The 17,090-nt window shown below is 64.7% G+C and carries 16 protein-coding genes; 10 read left to right on the top strand and 6 right to left on the bottom strand.

From position 1 onward, the window contains the following. Nucleotides 1-33: 33 nt before the first annotated feature. The gene (locus tag NG701_RS03385; protein ID WP_252564545.1) at nucleotides 34-462 is read right to left on the bottom strand and encodes a phage holin family protein; all 429 of its coding nucleotides are present in this window, start codon (nucleotides 460-462) and stop codon (nucleotides 34-36) included. A gap of 83 nt (nucleotides 463-545) precedes the next feature. Here NG701_RS03385 and NG701_RS03380 point away from each other — a divergent pair, with 83 nt between their 5' ends. From NG701_RS03380 to NG701_RS03360, 5 genes are all read left to right on the top strand, one after another. Continuing rightward, nucleotides 546-1,664: a histidinol-phosphate transaminase gene (locus tag NG701_RS03380; RefSeq protein ID WP_252564543.1), complete on the top strand. Its 1,119-nt coding sequence runs from the start codon at nucleotides 546-548 to the stop codon at nucleotides 1,662-1,664. Between the two features lie 149 nt (nucleotides 1,665-1,813). Continuing rightward, the gene (locus tag NG701_RS03375; protein ID WP_252564541.1) at nucleotides 1,814-3,094 is read left to right on the top strand and encodes a thiamine pyrophosphate-dependent dehydrogenase E1 component subunit alpha; all 1,281 of its coding nucleotides are present in this window, start codon (nucleotides 1,814-1,816) and stop codon (nucleotides 3,092-3,094) included. After that, nucleotides 3,094-4,074, top strand: a complete 981-nt coding sequence (locus NG701_RS03370) for an alpha-ketoacid dehydrogenase subunit beta (RefSeq protein ID WP_252564539.1) — start codon at nucleotides 3,094-3,096, stop codon at nucleotides 4,072-4,074. The genes NG701_RS03375 and NG701_RS03370 overlap by 1 nt, the downstream gene beginning before the upstream one ends. Before the next feature lie 58 nt (nucleotides 4,075-4,132). After that, nucleotides 4,133-5,605, top strand: a complete 1,473-nt coding sequence (locus tag NG701_RS03365) for a dihydrolipoamide acetyltransferase family protein (protein ID WP_252564537.1) — start codon at nucleotides 4,133-4,135, stop codon at nucleotides 5,603-5,605. A 27-nt stretch (nucleotides 5,606-5,632) separates the two neighbouring features. Further along, on the top strand, nucleotides 5,633-6,241 hold the full coding sequence (locus NG701_RS03360; RefSeq protein ID WP_252564535.1) for a phosphatidic acid phosphatase: 609 nt from the start codon (nucleotides 5,633-5,635) through the stop codon (nucleotides 6,239-6,241). Nucleotides 6,242-6,254: 13 nt separating this feature from the next. Here the strand turns inward: NG701_RS03360 and NG701_RS03355 are convergent, their stop codons facing one another. The 5 genes from NG701_RS03355 to NG701_RS03335 all read right to left on the bottom strand — a co-directional run bounded on the left by NG701_RS03355 (nucleotide 6,255) and on the right by NG701_RS03335 (nucleotide 9,975). Continuing rightward, nucleotides 6,255-6,473 carry a hypothetical protein gene (locus NG701_RS03355; protein WP_252564534.1) on the bottom strand — a complete coding sequence of 73 codons (219 nt, stop codon included), beginning with the start codon at nucleotides 6,471-6,473 and terminating at the stop codon, nucleotides 6,255-6,257. Nucleotides 6,474-6,514: 41 nt separating this feature from the next. Beyond that, on the bottom strand, nucleotides 6,515-6,943 hold the full coding sequence (locus tag NG701_RS03350; RefSeq protein ID WP_252564531.1) for a universal stress protein: 429 nt from the start codon (nucleotides 6,941-6,943) through the stop codon (nucleotides 6,515-6,517). 54 nt (nucleotides 6,944-6,997) lie between these two features. After that, nucleotides 6,998-8,302 carry an aminotransferase-like domain-containing protein gene (locus NG701_RS03345; protein WP_252564530.1) on the bottom strand — a complete coding sequence of 435 codons (1,305 nt, stop codon included), beginning with the start codon at nucleotides 8,300-8,302 and terminating at the stop codon, nucleotides 6,998-7,000. 56 nt (nucleotides 8,303-8,358) lie between these two features. Further along, nucleotides 8,359-9,222 (bottom strand): hypothetical protein, encoded by an 864-nt coding sequence (locus tag NG701_RS03340; RefSeq protein WP_252564528.1) that lies wholly within the window; start codon nucleotides 9,220-9,222, stop codon nucleotides 8,359-8,361. 195 nt (nucleotides 9,223-9,417) lie between these two features. Next, a complete protein-coding gene (locus tag NG701_RS03335) occupies nucleotides 9,418-9,975 on the bottom strand; it encodes an NAD(P)H-dependent oxidoreductase (protein ID WP_252564526.1) in 558 nt (185 codons plus the stop codon). A gap of 120 nt (nucleotides 9,976-10,095) precedes the next feature. On the opposite strand from NG701_RS03335, the gene NG701_RS03330 reads away from it, so the two are divergent. The 5 genes from NG701_RS03330 (at nucleotide 10,096) to NG701_RS03310 (ending at nucleotide 17,021) form a co-directional block, all read left to right on the top strand. After that, a complete protein-coding gene (locus NG701_RS03330; RefSeq protein ID WP_252564524.1) occupies nucleotides 10,096-10,704 on the top strand; it encodes a TetR/AcrR family transcriptional regulator in 609 nt (202 codons plus the stop codon). A gap of 360 nt (nucleotides 10,705-11,064) precedes the next feature. Then, nucleotides 11,065-12,048: an ABC transporter permease gene (locus tag NG701_RS03325; RefSeq protein ID WP_252564522.1), complete on the top strand. Its 984-nt coding sequence runs from the start codon at nucleotides 11,065-11,067 to the stop codon at nucleotides 12,046-12,048. Nucleotides 12,049-12,050: 2 nt separating this feature from the next. Then, complete coding sequence (locus NG701_RS03320; RefSeq protein WP_252564520.1) at nucleotides 12,051-13,025, top strand: ABC transporter permease; 975 nt, start codon at nucleotides 12,051-12,053, stop codon at nucleotides 13,023-13,025. Further along, entirely contained in the window at nucleotides 13,022-15,253 is a 2,232-nt protein-coding gene (locus NG701_RS03315) for an ABC transporter ATP-binding protein (protein WP_252564519.1), read from the top strand. Before NG701_RS03320 ends, NG701_RS03315 begins: the two co-directional genes overlap by 4 nt. Before the next feature lie 49 nt (nucleotides 15,254-15,302). Then, a complete protein-coding gene (locus NG701_RS03310) occupies nucleotides 15,303-17,021 on the top strand; it encodes an ABC transporter family substrate-binding protein (RefSeq protein WP_252564517.1) in 1,719 nt (572 codons plus the stop codon). Nucleotides 17,022-17,090 lie beyond the last annotated feature (69 nt).

Here is a 17,090-nt window from a genome sequence, read left to right as displayed (position 1 = left end):
AGGCAATCCGGCCGAGCAGATCTGGCTCGCCGGTCAGCGCTTGCCGGCGCCTGTCAGCCGCCCGGCAACCAGCGAAATGAGCGTGATGATGATGGCCGCGAGTACGGCCGTCCAGAAGAACGAGTCGATGGTGAAGTTCACCGGCGTGTAACTGCTGAGCCAGGACGTCAGATACAGCATGGCGGCGTTGATGACGATGGTGAACAGGCCCAGCGTGAGGATGGTAATGGGCAAGGACAGGAAGCTGACCAGGGGGCGGACAAACGCGTTCACCACGCCGAAGATCAACCCGATAAACAGGTACGCGAGAACGACGCCGATGGTCTCCGTGCCCTGCGTGACGCCCGTGGTGGCCACCACCTCGGTAGTGGCGGAAGTTGAGATATCCAGGCCCGGCAGTATCCAGCTGGCAATCCAGAGGGCCAGCCCGTTGATGAGGACTCGAACAATAAAAGAGCGCATACGCCCATGCTGTCACACTGCCCCTGAGCCCCGCCTGTGCGCCCGCCCAACCCCTGCCGTTCAGGCGAAGTAGGCTAGTTTGCATGACTTCATCAGAGATCCTGCCTGGCGAAATCCAGCCGCGCCCCGTGGTTGGCCGGCTACCCCGGTACGCCGCAGGAAAGCCTCCCGTCGCTGTGGACGGGCTGGCCAGCTACAAGCTGTCCTCCAACGAGAACCCCCTACCCCCTCTTCCTGCAGTGCTGGAGGCAATTTCCAACCAGACGGACTTCAACCGCTACCCCGATCCCCTCAGCAGCAAGCTTCGTGCGGCGCTCGCCGAGTTCCTGGCAGTGCCGGCCGAGGACGTGGTCACCGGCGCCGGAAGCCTTGGCGCCCTCAACCAGTTGCTGTCCACGTTCGCCGGCCAGAACGACGACGGCAAAGCGGACGAGGTGATCTATGCGTGGCGGTCCTTCGAGGCGTATCCCATCAGCGTGGGCCTTGTGGGTGCGGAGAGCGTCCGCATTCCGCTGACGGCCGAGGGACGCCACGACTTGGATGCCATGGCTGCAGCCGTAACGGTCCGCACCAAAGTCATCCTGCTCTGCACCCCGAACAACCCCACCGGCCCCATCCTGACCACTGCCGAAACGGAGCGGTTCATCCAGGCGGTCCCGTCCGACGTCGTGGTGGTGATTGATGAGGCGTACCAGGAGTTCGTCCGCGCCAACGATGCCGTGGACGGCATCGCGATGTACCGCAAATACCCGAACGTTGTTGTACTCAGGACGTTCTCCAAGGCGCACGGGCTGGCCGGCCTGCGCGTGGGCTACAGCGTCTCGAACCCTGTGCTGACCCAGTACTTGCGCGTGGCGGCCACACCCTTCGCCGTGTCACAGATCGCTGAAAATGCAGCCATTGTGTCGCTGCAGAATTACCCCCTGGTTGTAGAAAGGGTACAAAGCATCGTGGACGAACGAACCCGCGTAACCTCCGGACTGCGCGAACTCGGCTGGTTCGTACCCGAGGCGCAGGGCAACTTCGTCTGGTTGAACCTGGGCGAAAACAGCTCGGAATTTGCCGAACTGGCGGGCACGCAGGCGCTTTCGGTGCGAGCCTTCGGCGGCGAAGGCGTGCGGGTCAGCATCGGCGAGGCAGAGGCCAACAGCCGGTTCCTCGATCTCTGTGCAAACTATACAAAGGCGCCACGACGTTCCTAGCGCTTAACATGCATCAGGAGCGGCACCTACTGAAGATAAAGTAAGGACCAGTAAGCCAATATATATGCCAACACGGGAATGCATTCCTCTAGCGGCATATATCCCAGCGACATTGCAATGCATCCGCATGCGGCAAGCAAGGAGACGGTATGGGCGCCACACATCTGCCCTCCACCGAGTTCGATGAGACAGCGGCAGACGACCAACTCGAGGCTGAGGCCGAGGCCCAACTGGGCAGTCCCGTCGAGCCTATGGTGCAGCTGCTGGCGCCTGACGGGACCCTGGGGACGGATCCGGTCTTCTCCGCGTATGCGGATCGGCTGGACGGTGAAAAGCTGCGTGGCTTCTACGCTGACATGGCCAAGATACGCCGCTTTGATGTGGAGGCAACCGCACTCCAACGCCAAGGCCAGCTGGCCCTGTGGGTCCCGCTGACCGGCCAGGAGGCCGCGCAGATCGGCTCCGGGCGGGCCAGCCAGCCGCAGGACTACATCTTCCCCACCTACCGCGAGCACGGCGTGGCGCTGACCCGCAATGTGGACCTCGCGGAGCTCCTACGCCAGTTCCGCGGGGTTTCGAACGGCGGCTGGAACCCGAAGGACACCAACTTCCATCTCTACACCCTGGTCCTCGCCGCGCAGACGCCGCATGCCGTCGGCTACGCAATGGGGATCCAGCGGGACCAGAAGGCGGCCGCCGCAGTCGCCGCTGATGGGGCGCAGGACCGGCCGGCCGAGCCCAAGGCCGCGGTGATGGTCTACTTCGGTGACGGGGCCAGTTCCGAGGGCGATGTCCACGAATCCATGGTGTTCGCCGCCTCCTACAACGCGCCGGTGGTGTTCTTCTGCCAGAACAACCACTGGGCCATCTCCGTTCCCAGCTCGGTGCAGACCCGCATTCCGCTGTCCAACCGCGCCAAGGGTTACGGTTTCCCGGGAATCCGGGTGGACGGCAACGATGCGATCGCCGTCCACGCCGTGACCGAGTGGGCGCTCGAACATGCCCGCGAGGGCAAGGGGCCGGTGCTGATCGAGGCGTTCACCTACCGCGTCGGTGCGCACACCACGGCTGATGACCCCACGAAGTACCGGGAATCCGCCGAGGAAACCATATGGCGGGCCAAGGATCCGCTTGACCGCCTGGAAAAGTACCTCCGTGCCCAGGCGCTGGCCGATGACGCGTTCTTTGACCAGGTCAAGGCCGACGGCGACGAACTCGCCGCCTACGTCCGCAAGACCACCTACGACCTCGAGACCCCGGACATCCGGACCGCCTTCGCCAACACCTATGTCGAGGCCCACCCCCTGGTGGCCGAGGAATTGGCCTGGTTTGAGGAGTACAGCGCAGGCTTCGCCGAAACGCCGGAGCACAACAGCGCTGAACCTGGCAGCCCGGACCCGGATGAAGCAGCGACAGGAGTGGCCCGCTGATGACCACCATGACCGTAGCCAAGGCCATTAACGAGGGCCTGCGCGCCACCCTGGACAACAACCCGAGGACCCTGCTCATGGGCGAGGACATCGGGGCCCTGGGCGGCGTCTACCGCGTCACCGACGGCCTCCTCGCGGAGTTCGGCGCGGACCGCGTGGTGGACACCCCACTCGCGGAGTCCGGCATCATTGGCACCGCCATCGGCCTTGCCCTGCGTGGCTACCTGCCCGTCTGCGAGATCCAGTTCGACGGGTTTGTGTTCCCCGGCTTCAACCAGATCACCACCCAGCTGGCCAAGATGCACGCCCGCAGCAACGGCAACCTCACCGTTCCCGTCGTTGTGCGGATCCCTTACGGCGGCGGCATCGGCTCCATTGAGCACCATTCGGAATCACCCGAGGCGCTGTTTGCCCACACCGCAGGCCTGCGCATCATTACACCGTCCAACGCCCACGACGCCTACTGGATGATCCGGCAGGCCGTGGAGTGCCAGGACCCCGTGATCGTCTTCGAACCGAAGCGCCGCTACTGGCTCAAGGGCGAGGTTGACACGGAGTCGCCCGGCGCGTCGGCCGATCCCTTCAAAGCTCACGTGCTCCGCGAGGGCACGGACGCCACCGTGGTGGCCTACGGCCCGCTCGTGCCGGTCGCCCTTGCCGCAGCAGACGCCGCGGCCGAGGACGGCCACAGCATCGAAGTCATCGACCTGCGCTCCATTTCGCCGATCGACTTTGACACCGTCACGGCGTCCGCCAAGAAGACAGGCCGGCTCGTGGTGGCGCATGAGGCACCGACCTTCGGCGGCATCGGCGGCGAGATCGCGGCCCGGATCAGCGAACGGGCATTCCTCTCACTGGAGGCGCCCGTGATCCGGGTGGGCGGCTTCCACATGCCGTACCCGGTGGCCAAGGTCGAGGAAGACTACCTCCCCGACATCGACCGCATCCTCGAGGCGCTGGACCGCGCCCTGGCCTACTAGGCGCAGGCACCTTCCCCGCCCACGCATCCCGCTCACGCTTGCCGCGAAAGAGGACATCATGACTCTGAACAAGTTCAATCTGCCCGACGTGGGCGAAGGCCTTACCGAGGCGGAAATCGTCGCCTGGAAGGTCAAGCCGGGGGACACCGTTGCCATCAACGACGTTCTGTGCGAGATCGAGACCGCCAAGTCGCTCGTTGAGCTGCCGTCCCCCTTCGCCGGCACCGTCACCGAGCTGCTGGTTCCCGAGGGCGTGACCATCGACGTCGGGACCGCCATCATCAGCGTCTCAGACGCCGTCTCCGGTGACCCGACGCCGGCCGATGTCCCGGCCCCTGCAACTCCGGTCCAGCCGTTGTACGGCAAGCTTCCCGCGGACGACGACGGCACTTCAGGCAGTGCCCTGGCCGGCGGTCCGCTGGTGGGATCGGGCCCCAAGGCCGACGCCGTCAAGCGCCGTCCCCGGAAGGCGGCACCTGCCGCCGAGGCCCGGTCAGCACCGGTCCCGGCGATTTCGACAAGCTCAATCACCGAAAACCCGGTGGTCGAGCCTGTCGAGACCCAGACGAGCTCAACCACCGGAATGGTCGATGACCGGCCCACTCTCGGCGGAACGATCACGGGCCTCGTGAACCGCGTCCTGGCCAAGCCTCCCGTCCGCAAGATCGCCCGGGATCTGGGGATCGATCTCGCCGATGTGGTGGCCACCGGCTCCCGCGGCGAAGTCACGCGCGAGGACCTGGTCAGCTACCAGTCCCAGCGCGATGCAGAGCTGGACCAGGCCGAGGGCTTCTGGGGCAAGGCAGGCAAGCCGCAGGACCAGCGGATTGAACGGATTCCGGTCAAGGGCGTCCGCAAGGCGACGGCCAAGGCGATGGTGGAGTCGGCTTTCTCCGCGCCGCACGTGAGCATCTTTGTTGATGTTGATGCCAGCCGCACCATGGAATTCGTCAAGCGGCTGAAGGCTTCACGCGACTTTGAGGGAATCAAAGTCTCACCGCTGCTGATCCTTGCCAAGGCCGTCATTTGGGCTGCAGCCAGGAACCCCAGCGTCAACGCCACCTGGGTGGACAACGTGGACGGGACCGATGCCGCGGAGATCCAGGTCAAGCACTACATGAACCTCGGCATCGCCGCAGCCACCCCGCGCGGGCTGATGGTTCCCAACATCAAGGACGCCCAGGACCTGTCGCTCAAGGAACTGGCACTGGCCCTGAACAACCTGGCCACCACAGCCCGGGCGGGCAAGACCCAGCCCGCCGAAATGCAGGGCGGAACGCTCACCATCACCAACATCGGTGCGCTGGGCATTGATACCGGAACGCCGATCATCAACCCGGGTGAAGTGGCCATTGTTGCCTTCGGAACCATCAAGCAGAAGCCCTGGGTCCTGGATGGAGAGGTCATCCCGCGCTGGATCACAACGCTCGGCGGCTCGTTTGACCACCGCGTGGTCGACGGTGACCTGTCCGCCCGCTTTATGGCCGACGTCGCCGCGATCCTTGAGGAGCCAGCGCTCCTGCTGGATTAGGACGCCGGGACTAAGAACATCAACACTGTGAACCAAGCCGCCATTCGGTCCAGGAACCGCACAGCCAGATGGCTGACCGAGGTGTTCCAACCGCCGGTGGTGGTGACGCTTCAGCTGCTTATCAGCCCTGTGGTCGAGGCCGGATTCCCAGGCACCATCGGCTATGGAGCCTTGGCTGCGCTGTTTGTGTGCATACTGCCGCTCATCGTGCTCCTGGGGCTCGTAAGGCTGGGCAAGGTCACGGACCACCACGTCAGCAACCGCAAACAGCGGGCACCCGTACTGCTCATGGCGCTGGCCTCCGTGGTCGCCGGCCTGATGGTGCTGCAAGCTGCCGGTGCACCGCGAAGCGTGATGGTTATGGTGCTGGCCATCGTCGGCGGCATCATTGTCTTGGCCGCCGTGAGCCCCTTCTGGAAGATCAGCGGTCACGCGGCGGGGGTGTCGTTGGCGGCAGTTATTTCCGTCCTGATGCTCGGTCCGGCCTCGCTGCCGTTACTCCTGTTGGTTCCCGCCGTCGGCTGGTCCCGGGTGGTGCTCCGCGCGCACACCCTGGCGCAGGTGGTGGCCGGTTCGCTGTTCGGCGGGATAGTGATGGCAGTCCTGTGGTGGCTTCTGCGCGGCTGGCTCCTCTAGCGGAAGCCTAGTGTCAGTAGCCGTAGGCGGAGTAGGCGGTCATCATCTCGACCATCTCGGGATTACCCGCCATGGCGCCAGCCAAGGCAGGCAATGTGGCGAACATCAGGCCGCCCAGAACCAAGGCAATGCCTGAGAGGGCCGCGAAGAATTTCCAGTCGCCGCGCAGCACGCTCTCCAGGGTCTCCGGCAGGAGCAGCCCCGGCGCGATGAGGTTGGGGGCGCTGTCCACGGAACCGTCATTCAGCAGCGCAATGACGCGACCGTTGCCAGTTAGTCGGCGTCGTAGGTGTTGGCGATGTAGACGTCGCACGGGGCGTTGTGGGCCACGCTGTTGGCCACGCTTCCCAGGACCCGGCCAATGCCGCGCATCCGCCGGTTGCCCACCACGATCATCTTGGCGTCCAGGCGCTCGGCTTCCTTGATGAGCGCTTCGGCAGGCTTGCCGCGGGCGGCCGAGTAGGTCACCTTGATGGAGCCGGCCAGGGCCTCGGCCACTGTCTTGGCAACATGCTCGGCACCGTCGGCGTCGGAAACGATCCACTGGTCGCTGCCCGTGCCGAAGATCTCGGTGCGGTCGCTGTCGAAGGCTGAGACGACGTGCAGCGAGGCGCCCACGGCGGCGGCGAGATCCCGGGCCGATTCGGCGGCCTTCTTGGCGGTGCCGCTGCCGTCAACCCCGACAACAATAATTCCGCTCATGCTTTGTACTCCTTGTTCGGTATGAATTCTTGGCCACACTCAGTCCGGCCAACGTTACAGCGCTGTAAGGGCCTCGCGCAGTACCGGGGCCAAGCGGCGGACACCTTCCTTGATGGCGTCGGGCGGCACCGCGCTGAACGCCAGCCGCAGCTTATTGGACGGCGTATCTGACGAGGTGAAGGCAGCCCCCGGGATAAAGACGACGCCGGCGTCGATCGCCTTCTGCAGCAGGGGATAGGTGTCCACGCCCTCCGGCAGCGTGACCCAGACGAAGAAGCCGCCCTCCGGGCTGGTCCAGCTGGTGCCCGCAGGCATGTGTTCGTCCAGGGCCGCGAGCATGGCCGTGCACCGTTCGGCGTAAAGCCCGCGGTAGGTCTCGATCTGGCCCCTCCAGTCATAGTCCCGGAGGTAGGCGGATACCAGCATCTGGTTCAGGGTCGGAGGGCACAGTGTGACAGATTCGGACGCCAGATAGTAGCGCCGCTGGAGGTGCTCCGGGACCAGAGCCCAGCCGATGCGCAGACCAGGGGCAAAGATCTTGGAGAAGGACCCCATGTAGATGACATCAGCCGGGTTTGCCGCGCGGAGCGGTGCCAGCGGCTCCCCGTCGAACCGGAGGAGCCCATAGGGGTTATCTTCGAGAACCAGAATATTCGCGTTCCGGCATATATCAACAACCCGCTGGCGGCGTTCCTGTGCCAGCGTGATCCCTGAGGGGTTGTTGAAGTTGGGGATGGTGTAGAGGAACTTAATGTTCTTCCCGGCTGTCTGGAGGGCGGCGATCCGGGCCTCCAACAGCTCAGGCACCAGGCCGTCGTCGTCCATCTCCACGGTGGCCACCTCCACCTGGTAGGCCTCAAAGGTATTGAGGGCGCCCACATAGGTGGGGTTTTCCACCAGCACCACGTCCCCCGGGTTGCAGAAGACCTTGGCGGCCACATCCTGGGCCGACTGGGAGCCTGCGGTGATCACCACATTCTGCGGGAGCGCGTCCAGAATTCCTTCTGCCGCCATCACCTCGCAGATCTGGGTGCGCAGTTCTTCCGTGCCCTGCCCGCCGCCGTACTGCAGGGCCGTGAGCCCTTCGTCGGCGATGATGCTTGCAGCCGTGGCGGCCAGCCGCTCAAGCGGAAGGGATTGCAGGTACGGACTGCCCCCGGCAAGGGACACCAGCCCGGGGCGCATCGAGATGTCAAAAACGTCCCGCACTGCTGACTGCTTAATGTTGGCTGCGCGCTCCGAAAACAGCGCCTCGTGGGGATGGGCGGCGCGGTGGGCGGACGTGGCCGCGCGCTCGATGGCATCAATGGCTTCGGCCGGTAACTGCACTGCGCCGGCATCAAGTGTTTCGTGGGTCACATACTCAGGATACAGCCAGCAGTTGCCGATCAGGCAACATCTGTTGATCAATGGCGCTACTTGAGGCGTAGTGCGTCGGCGAGCCTCACGCCGTTGACGTAGACCTCGGCGCGGATGGCGCCCACCGAGGCGATGGCAGTCTGCGTGAGTTGGGCCTCGATGCGCGGGATGTCGCACACCCCCGCCGGTCGGATCGAGCCGGACAGGTAGACCGTCACGGCCGTGCCGTCGAAGGTGCCGGACAGGAACGTCAGGGTTGAGCTGGACAGGGAGTTGTACAGGCCGGGGGCAGGTTCTGCGGCGCTGTCCAGCAGGGCGCGCATGGCGTTGGCCAACGGTTCCGCGGATCCGGCCACGGTGCGGCGGGCGCCGGCCAGGCTGTCGTTGCAGCCAAAGCGCACACCTCCCGCCCCGCCGTCGTCGAGCAGTACGTAGTAGGCAGTCACCGTCTGGGATCCGCCGGACTGGACAGGGTCCGGCTGGGCCGGGGGCGGCGCCGAGGGCTCGGGGGCCGGCGAGGGGCTTGCTCCGACGGCACCAGTCGTACCGGATGCCGCGCCGACTCCGGGCGAAGCCGTTCCGGACGAGGGGGTGGTGCCGGAGCTCTGCTCGGGTGTTCCGGGCGTCCCGCCGGAGGCGTGGCCCGAGGGCTCGGGGGGCGAAGCGGCGGACGGGCCGGTGGTTTCGGCGGGCACAGCGGTGACCGGCGGGGGTGCCTGCGGCTGGGGAATTGGAACCAAGGGCGGCTGGGCGCGGTCGGAGTGTTCAATGGTGGTTGCGCCGGGCGCGACACTGCTCCCGGCAGACGGGTTGGGGGTGGGGGCGCAGCCTCCCAGCCACAGCGGAAGCGTAAGTGCTGCCGCCGTCGCCATCAGCCTTCCGGCGCTCCGCCTGCCTGACATGTCCGCACCGCGTTCCATCCCCGAATGCTTTCCGTGCATTAACGTTACGGCGGTCTCTCAGCCCTGAAAATGCCCGCGAGGTACCGGTTGGAACAAGACTTGGTCACACGTACGGGCGTGAGCGCCAGTCCGCTCACGGTGCGATAACAAATGCCCCGGCCACCATGCGGTGCCGGGGCATTTGGCTGCTTGGCGCTGCTGCGTGCGGCTGCCTTACGCTGCCGGCTGGGCGGCGGCGAGTGCGTCGAAGACGCCCTTGATCTGCTCCACTACCTCGGCATCGTCCTTCGGGTGCAGCTCGGCAAAGCGGACCATGGAGCCAGGGACGGCGAGCTTGACGTCCTCGAGCACCTGGGCGCCGGCAATGCCCACTGCCTTGCGGGCTTCGTCCTGTGCCCACACGCCACCGAACTGGCCAAATGCGGTACCGACGACGGCGGTGGGCTTGCCGGAGAGGGCGCCGGCACCGAAGGGGCGGGACAGCCAGTCGATGGCGTTCTTCAGCGATGCGGGCACGGTGCCGTTGTGTTCCGGGGTCACCAGGAGAATGGTGTCGGCGTCGTTGGCGGCTGCGCGGAGGGCGGCGGCAGCGGCAGGAACCTGGCCCTCGACGTCGATGTCCTCGTTGTAGAACGGGATGTTGCCCAGGCTTTCGTGGATGACCACGTCAACCTGGTCGGGAGCGTTCAGCTGGATGGCTTCGGCGAGCTTCTGGTTGGTGGATTCGGCGCGCAGGCTGCCAACAAGGGTAAGGACGGTGCTCTTCGACATACGGACTCCTTTAGTGGGCCGCGGCGGGACCGCTGGCCGGTGGAAGGGTGGAGGCTTGGTGCCTTCATGGACTAAACGGACCGTAGTCCGATTATTATTCCCGGGGCTAGGATATGGACTGTGAGCTTTATCCCGCTGCTGCCCGGTTCGCTCTCCGGCCCGCCCGCTGAGCGCAGTGATGCTGCCCGGAACCGTGAGCGGCTGTTGGGCGCGGCGCGGGAGCTGATTGCCGAGTGTGGCCCGGACGCCCTGACCATGGACAGGCTGGCCGAGCGGGCCGGCGTGGGCAAGGGCACCGTCTTCCGCCGATTCGGCAGCCGCGCCGGGCTGATGATGACTCTGCTGAGCGATTCCGAGGCCGCATTCCAGGCCCGCTTTATGTTCGGCCCGCCGCCCTTGGGGCCGGGCGCCCCGGGCCTGGAGCGGCTGATCGCCTTCGGTGCGGAGCGGATCGCGTATGTGATGGAGCATGGGGACCTGGCGAGGGCGGCCGAGGCTTCGGCCCGTAGCCGCTACGAGGTCCCGGCAGTCAAGCTGTGGCAGCGCCACATCGAGCTCCTCCTCCGGGAGGAGGGCCTGGATGCGGATCCGCTGCTGATGGCCATGTCGCTGACCGCAACACTGGATCCGGACCGGCTCCTCCACGCCGTCCGTGTCCAGGGCCTGGCGCCCGAACGGCTGACTGACTCCTGGCGGGAACTTGTCACGCGGGTGGTCCGCGGGCGGTAGGATACGCCTAAATCCAGTGGCTCGTCCAGTCAAATCAATTCCACTGAATTATTCATAACAATCTGATACGGAGCGCACGGATTCCGCGCAGGCGCCCGCATTTCGGACGCTACTCTGTGGTAGTTTCCTCTGGAATGTGACCCGCAACATAGTCCACCCGGACTTGCTCTGCGCTGGTCGCGGGAGGCCGGCTACACGCTGGTGGGGACCCGGTGGCGGCGAGACCCGTTGCTGGCCGGGAAATCGGAAGGATCTGGAACGTGGATGTAGTGAAGGCAGAAAATCCGTTGCCGGCCCAGGGGCATCCCCTGGAGTGTTCCTCCAGAATCCCGGCGGCAACGATCCTGAAGTAGCTGCCACATGATCAGGTACCTCGCCAAGCGCGGCATCACCTACGTCTTCATGATTTTCCTGACCACGTCAGCCGGCTATTTCCTGGCGGTCAGCTCCCTCAAGCCAGCCCTCCTCGAACAGGAACGGATTCCCCGTCCCACCCCCGAGCAGGTCGCCAATTCCATGCGCCTGAAGGGTCTGGATCCGGACCTCAGCCCATGGGAGCGCTACGTTGAGTGGCTCACCGGGATCGTGACCCGCTGGGACTGGGGACGCAGCCCCAACGGCGCCTTCATCAACGCTGAATTCGGGGATCGTGTGTGGATCTCTACGCGGCTCTTCCTCGCATCCATAATCCTGACGCTGGTCATCGGCGTCGCCCTCGGGGTCTACTCGGCGGCCCGGCAGTACAAGTTCCAGGACCGGGTGATCACGTCCTACAGCTACCTCGCGTACATCGTGCCCGCCCCCATTGCCTACTTCCTGGTTCAACTCGGTGCCATCAACATCAACGAAACCGTCGGGGAGCGCATCTTCTTCGTGACAGGCATCTCCACGCCCGGCATGCAACCCGGGTGGGCGCAGTTTGTGGACATGGTGGCCCACTATGCAGTTCCTACCATCGCCATCACGCTCGTCGGCTGGGGTTCGTACCAGATCGCGCAGCGCCAGTACCTGCTGGACAACGTCAATGCGGACTTCGTCCGGACGGCACGGGCCAAGGGGCTCACCCGGAACCAGGCCATCACCCGGCACGCCCTCCGGGTTTCCTTCATCCCGGTCGCCCAAAGCATCGCCTTCACTATCCCGGCCATCTTCGCCGGCGGCTTCTTCGCCGAGAAGATCTTCGCCTGGCCCGGAGTGGGGTCCTGGAGCATTGACGCCATCTCGCTGCAGGATGTGAATGCGGCCACGGCCACCCTCGCCTACGGCTCGGTCATCTTCGCCCTGGGCGCCATCCTCGCCGACTTCGCCACCACGCTTGTTGACCCGAGAGTGAGGGTGCAGTAGCCATGACCAACCTCAACGCCGTTGATCCGGCAGCCGTGGCGCAGGACGCGCACCTCGAAAATGCCGACGTGGTGATCGCCAAGTCCACCATCATTTTCCGCCGCTTTATGCGGAACAAAACTGCTGTCGCCGGGCTGGCGGTTTTCCTGGGCCTCACCACCTTCTCCTTCGTCGGCGGGTTCTTCACTCCTTGGGACAAGGAGACCATCGACCCGTTCAATATCGGCATGCCGCCTTCCGGCGACCACTTCCTGGGCACGTCGCAGGCCGGGATTGACCTCTACGCCATGACTGTCGAAGGCACCAGGATCTCCATCATGATCGGCCTGATTGTGGGCTTGGTGTCCGTCCTGGTTGCCGCGGTCTACGGCTGCACCATGGCCTATTTCGGCGGCAAAGTGGACAAGGTGATGCTCTTCGTCCTGGAGGCCCTCATCATGATGCCTGCCCTGCTGGTGGTGGCGGTGGCCACCAGCGGCGGAGGGGACGGCCTGAAGAAGAACCTCCCCAGCTGGCTCCTGCTGATTATCGTGCTCCTGGTGTTCAGCTGGATGGGGACCGCGCGGCTTATCCGCTCGATGTCCATGTCGCTGATGCAGCGGGACTTCGTCAAGGCGGCGCAGTACATGGGCGTCCCGCCGCGGCGCATCGTGTGGCGGCACCTGGTCCCCAATATCGGCTCCCTGCTGGTCCTGGACATCACCCGCGGCGTCACCGGGGCCATCCTGGCCGAAGTGGCTTTCTCCTTCATCGGCATCGGGATCAAGGTGCCCGATGTGAGCCTCGGCGTGCTGATTGGCGGCGCCACGTCCCAGGTCCAGACCTTCCCCTGGATGTTCTGGGTCCCGCTCACCGTGATGTTCCTGCTCACGGGGTCCCTGGCCATGATGAACGATGGCCTGCGTGACGCCTTTGACCCGAGCTCCAGCTCGGTTGGCCGGGCCAAGAAGAACAGCGCAGAGAAGAAGAGCAAATGAGCACCTTCCTTGAGCCGGCTGACCCGGCCTCCACAGCCGCCGAGCGGCTCCATGTCGCCGGTCTCCACTCGCCGTCGGACGCTGTCCTGTCCGTCCGGGACCTGAACGTCAGCTTCAACTCCGAAAACGGGGCTGTGCATGCCGTTCGGGGCGTCAACTTCGATCTCATGCCCGGCAAGACGCTGGGAATCGTGGGGGAGTCCGGGTCCGGCAAATCGGTAACATCGCTTGCCATCATGGGCCTACTGCCCTCCACTGCCGAGATCTCCGGCTCGGTCAGGCTCAAGGGCAAGGAACTGCTGGGCCTCAGCGACAAAGCCATGTGTGCCTACCGCGGCAACGACATCGCCATGGTGTTCCAGGACCCGCTGTCCTCCCTGACCCCCGTGTACACGGTGGGAACGCAGATCACCGAGGCCCTCACCATCCACAACCCGGGCATGAGCAAGGCGGCGAAGGAAACCCGCGCCGTCGAACTCCTGGCAATGGTGGGCATTCCCAGCCCTCGGAACAGGCTCAGGGCATTTCCCCACGAGTTCTCCGGCGGCATGCGCCAGCGCGTGATGATCGCCATCGCCATCGCCAACAACCCGCGCGTTCTGATCGCGGATGAGCCGACGACGGCCCTGGACGTCACCATCCAGGCCCAGGTGCTTGAGGTGCTGCATAAGGCGCAGGAGGAAACGGGCGCCGCCGTCGTGATGATCACGCACGATCTGGGCGTGGTGGCGGGCATCGCCGACGACATCATGGTGATGTACGCCGGGAAGCCTGTGGAAACCGGCAGCGTGGATGACATCTACTACGATCCCCGGATGCCCTACACGATGGGCCTGCTCGGGGCGGTGCCACGGGTGGACGTCGCGGAGAAATCCTCGCTGGTCCCCATCGACGGCATTCCGCCGAACCTGCTCCACACCCCCACCGGCTGCTCCTTCGCGCCGCGGTGCCCGCTGGTGACCGACGCCTGCCTGGACGGCGAGCCCGCTTTGAGCCCGGTTCCGGGAACTGGCTACCACCAGGCGGCCTGCATCAAATCCGGTTCCCTCGGCGGGGACGTGGATGTCCACGAGATCTTTTCCGCCCCGCCGGTCCCGGTCTCGCGCTTTGACCTCATCCCACGCGGGGAGCGCTCAACCGTGCTGGAACTCAGGGATGTCCGTAAGCACTTTCCGCTGACCAAGGGTGCCCTGCTCAAGCGGAGCATCGGCACGGTGAAGGCCGTGGACGGCCTGAGCTTCGACATCCGCGAAGGTGAGTGCTTCTCCATCGTGGGCGAGTCCGGTTCGGGCAAGACCACCACCCTGCTGGAAATCATGGAGTTCCATAAAGACCAGGACGGCGAGGTGATCATCGGCGGCATCAGCAACAAGCAAGCCGCCGACGCCAAGACCAAAAGCGCCATGCGCAGGGAAATGCAGATGGTTTTCCAGGATCCCACCGGCGCCCTTGACCCCCGCTTCACCGTCTACGAGGTCCTGGCCGAGCCGCTCCAGAACGCCGGCATGGATAAGCGGGCCATCAAGAAACGCATCATGGAACTGATGAATCTGGTGGGCCTGCAGCCGGACCACGTCAACCGGTTCCCCAATCAGTTCTCCGGCGGCCAGCGGCAACGCGTGGGCATCGCTCGGGCACTGGCCGTAAACCCCAAACTGGTGGTCCTGGACGAGCCCGTGTCCGCGCTGGATGTCTCGGTCCAGGCCGGCGTCATCAACCTCTTGGACAAGCTCCGCGCGGAGCTGGGCCTCAGCTACCTCATGGTGGCCCACGATCTGTCCGTGGTCCGCCACATCTCCAACCGGGTGGCTGTGATGTACCTGGGCAAGATTGTGGAGATCGGGGAGGTGGACCGGGTTTTCGACAACCCACGCCACCCGTATACCCGCGCGCTGCTGTCCGCGATCCCTGTCCCGGATCCGCAGTTCGAGCGCACGCGGGAGCGGATCATCCTACAAGGGGACCTGCCGTCTCCGCTGGATGCCCCGAAGGGCTGCAACTTCGCCACACGCTGCCCCGTCTTCGCGGCGCTTCCCGCTGCCAAGCAGGAGAAATGCCTGACCCTGGAGCCCCCGCTCGAGGCCGTGCAGCCTTCCGCTGCCGTGCAGATTTTGGAAGCCGGCCCGGCGCCTACACCGGATCAGCAGTTCGCCTGCTTCTTCCCGGATGGTGAACTGGACGAGCACATGCTGGTGGTCCACGAAACGGCGGAACCCCATGCACCCTAGATTTTTTCGACCCATCACAAGCACCACCCGCACCTATGAAGGGAAAACCATGAGGAATCTGACCAAGATCGGCGGCGCAGCGGCCATTGCCGCAGCCCTGACGCTGACGGCCTGCGGCGGTGGAGGAACACCCACCGGACCGGAAACCGCCAAGGGGCAGGGAACGGGCAGTGACCTGGCCAAGCTCATCAGCATCAACGAGAAGCCAGCCGCTGATCTTGAGCCTGGTGGCAAGGTCACCCTGCCGCTGGGCAGCATCGGGCCGGATTTCAACGGGTTCTCCAACAACGGCAACAGCTCGGACAACTCCGCGATGATGGCCCCGATCAACCCGGTGGCCGTGAACAGTGGCGGCATCGGCGGTTGCTGGAAGGTCGACTTCGTCGGAAAGGCAACGCCGAACAAGGACTTCTGCGAGTCCGTGGAGAGCAAGGTGGTGGACGGCAAGCAGACCGTCACCATCAAGGTCAACGACAAGGCCACGTACAACGACGGCACCCCGATCGACATCAAGGCCTTCCAGAACACCTGGAACATCCTGAAGAGCCCGGATGCCGGCTACGACATTGTGAGTTCGGGGGCCTATGAATTCGTTGAGTCCGTCGAGGCTGGCAGCAGCGACAAAGAAATCATCGTCAAGACCACCCAGCCGGTTTACCCCGTGGATTCGCTCTTCTTCGGTCTGATCCACCCGGCCGTGAACACGCCTGCCATCTTCAACGAAGGCTTCGTGGGCGAAATTCACCCGGAATGGATGGCCGGCCCCTTCAAGCTGGACCAGTACGATGCCGCAGCCAAGACCGTGACCATGGTTCCCAACGAGAAGTGGTGGGGCACCAAGCCGGTCCTGGAAAGCGTCGTCTTCCGCCAGCTGGAAACCAGCGCACAGATCGCTGCTTTCAAGAATGGCGAGATCGATGCCATGTCTGCCAACACCATCGCCCTGTACAAGCAGCTTGAGGGCACCAAGGACTCCGAGGTCCGCCGTGGCCAGCGCCTCTTCGCCGGTGGCATGAACATCAATGCCCAGAAGATCACCGACGTCGCCGTCCGCGAGGCCATCTTCGCCGCAGTTGACCGCGAGGCCCTCCGCAAGGTCCGCTTCAATGGCCTGAACTGGGAAGAGCCCAGCTCCGGTTCCATGATGGTCCTGCCGTTCTCGGACTACTACCAGGACAACTACCCTGTGAAGGAAACCGGCGCGGACGTCGCCAAGAAGGTCCTGACCGACGCCGGTTACGCGCCGAACGCCGCCGGAATCATGGAGAAGGACGGCAAGCCCGCCGCCTTCAAGATCAGCAACTTCGGTGACGACCCCACCACCCTTGCCTTCACGCAGACCCTGCAGAAGCAGCTCCAGGCCGGCGGCATGGATGTTGGCATTGACCAGCGTGCCTCGGCGGACTTCGGCAAGGTCATCGGCGGCCGCGACTTCGACATGAGCGTCTCCGGCTACACCGTTGGCCCGGATTCCACCGATGCCGTCAAGCAGTACTACGACTCCAAGGTCAACGAAAACGGTCTTGGCGACGCCGAACTGGACAAGAAGATCGCCGATCTCGCGTCCATCGAGGACAACGCCGAGCGCAACAAGGCAGCCATGGAGGTTGAAAAGGAGCACATGGCCAAGTACTTCTCCATGGGTGTTGTGATGAACGGCCCGCAGATCTCCTTCGTCCGCACCGGCCTGGCCAACTACGGCCCGTCCCTGTTCCAGAGCCTCTCCCAGGTTCCGGACTGGTCCACCCTGGGCTGGATCAAAAAGTAACACCCTCCCTGCAACGCTCTCTCACTTAACGCAGGGTTTTAGCCAACGCTCTCTCACTTCCGGCAGGTC

It is taken from the genome of Pseudarthrobacter cellobiosi (assembly GCF_023913815.1).
GTDB classification, from domain to species: domain Bacteria; phylum Actinomycetota; class Actinomycetes; order Actinomycetales; family Micrococcaceae; genus Arthrobacter; species Arthrobacter cellobiosi.
Note: the sequence above shows the minus strand (reverse complement) of the source record. Positions and strands in the feature narration are given on the sequence as shown.

Bases quoted from the DNA above. Each gene is read 5' to 3' on its own strand.
- NG701_RS03385 (WP_252564545.1), bottom strand. From the start codon at position 462: ATGCGCTCTTTTATTGTTCGAGTCCTCATCAACGGGCTGGCCCTCTGG.
- NG701_RS03380 (WP_252564543.1), top strand. From the start codon at position 546: ATGACTTCATCAGAGATCCTGCCTGGCGAAATCCAGCCGCGCCCCGTG.
- NG701_RS03375 (WP_252564541.1), top strand. From the start codon at position 1,814: ATGGGCGCCACACATCTGCCCTCCACCGAGTTCGATGAGACAGCGGCA.
- NG701_RS03370 (WP_252564539.1), top strand. From the start codon at position 3,094: ATGACCACCATGACCGTAGCCAAGGCCATTAACGAGGGCCTGCGCGCC.
- NG701_RS03365 (WP_252564537.1), top strand. From the start codon at position 4,133: ATGACTCTGAACAAGTTCAATCTGCCCGACGTGGGCGAAGGCCTTACC.
- NG701_RS03350 (WP_252564531.1), bottom strand. From the start codon at position 6,943: ATGAGCGGAATTATTGTTGTCGGGGTTGACGGCAGCGGCACCGCCAAG.
- NG701_RS03340 (WP_252564528.1), bottom strand. From the start codon at position 9,222: ATGGAACGCGGTGCGGACATGTCAGGCAGGCGGAGCGCCGGAAGGCTG.
- NG701_RS03335 (WP_252564526.1), bottom strand. From the start codon at position 9,975: ATGTCGAAGAGCACCGTCCTTACCCTTGTTGGCAGCCTGCGCGCCGAA.
- NG701_RS03325 (WP_252564522.1), top strand. From the start codon at position 11,065: ATGATCAGGTACCTCGCCAAGCGCGGCATCACCTACGTCTTCATGATT.
- NG701_RS03320 (WP_252564520.1), top strand. From the start codon at position 12,051: ATGACCAACCTCAACGCCGTTGATCCGGCAGCCGTGGCGCAGGACGCG.
- NG701_RS03315 (WP_252564519.1), top strand. From the start codon at position 13,022: ATGAGCACCTTCCTTGAGCCGGCTGACCCGGCCTCCACAGCCGCCGAG.
- NG701_RS03310 (WP_252564517.1), top strand. From the start codon at position 15,303: ATGAGGAATCTGACCAAGATCGGCGGCGCAGCGGCCATTGCCGCAGCC.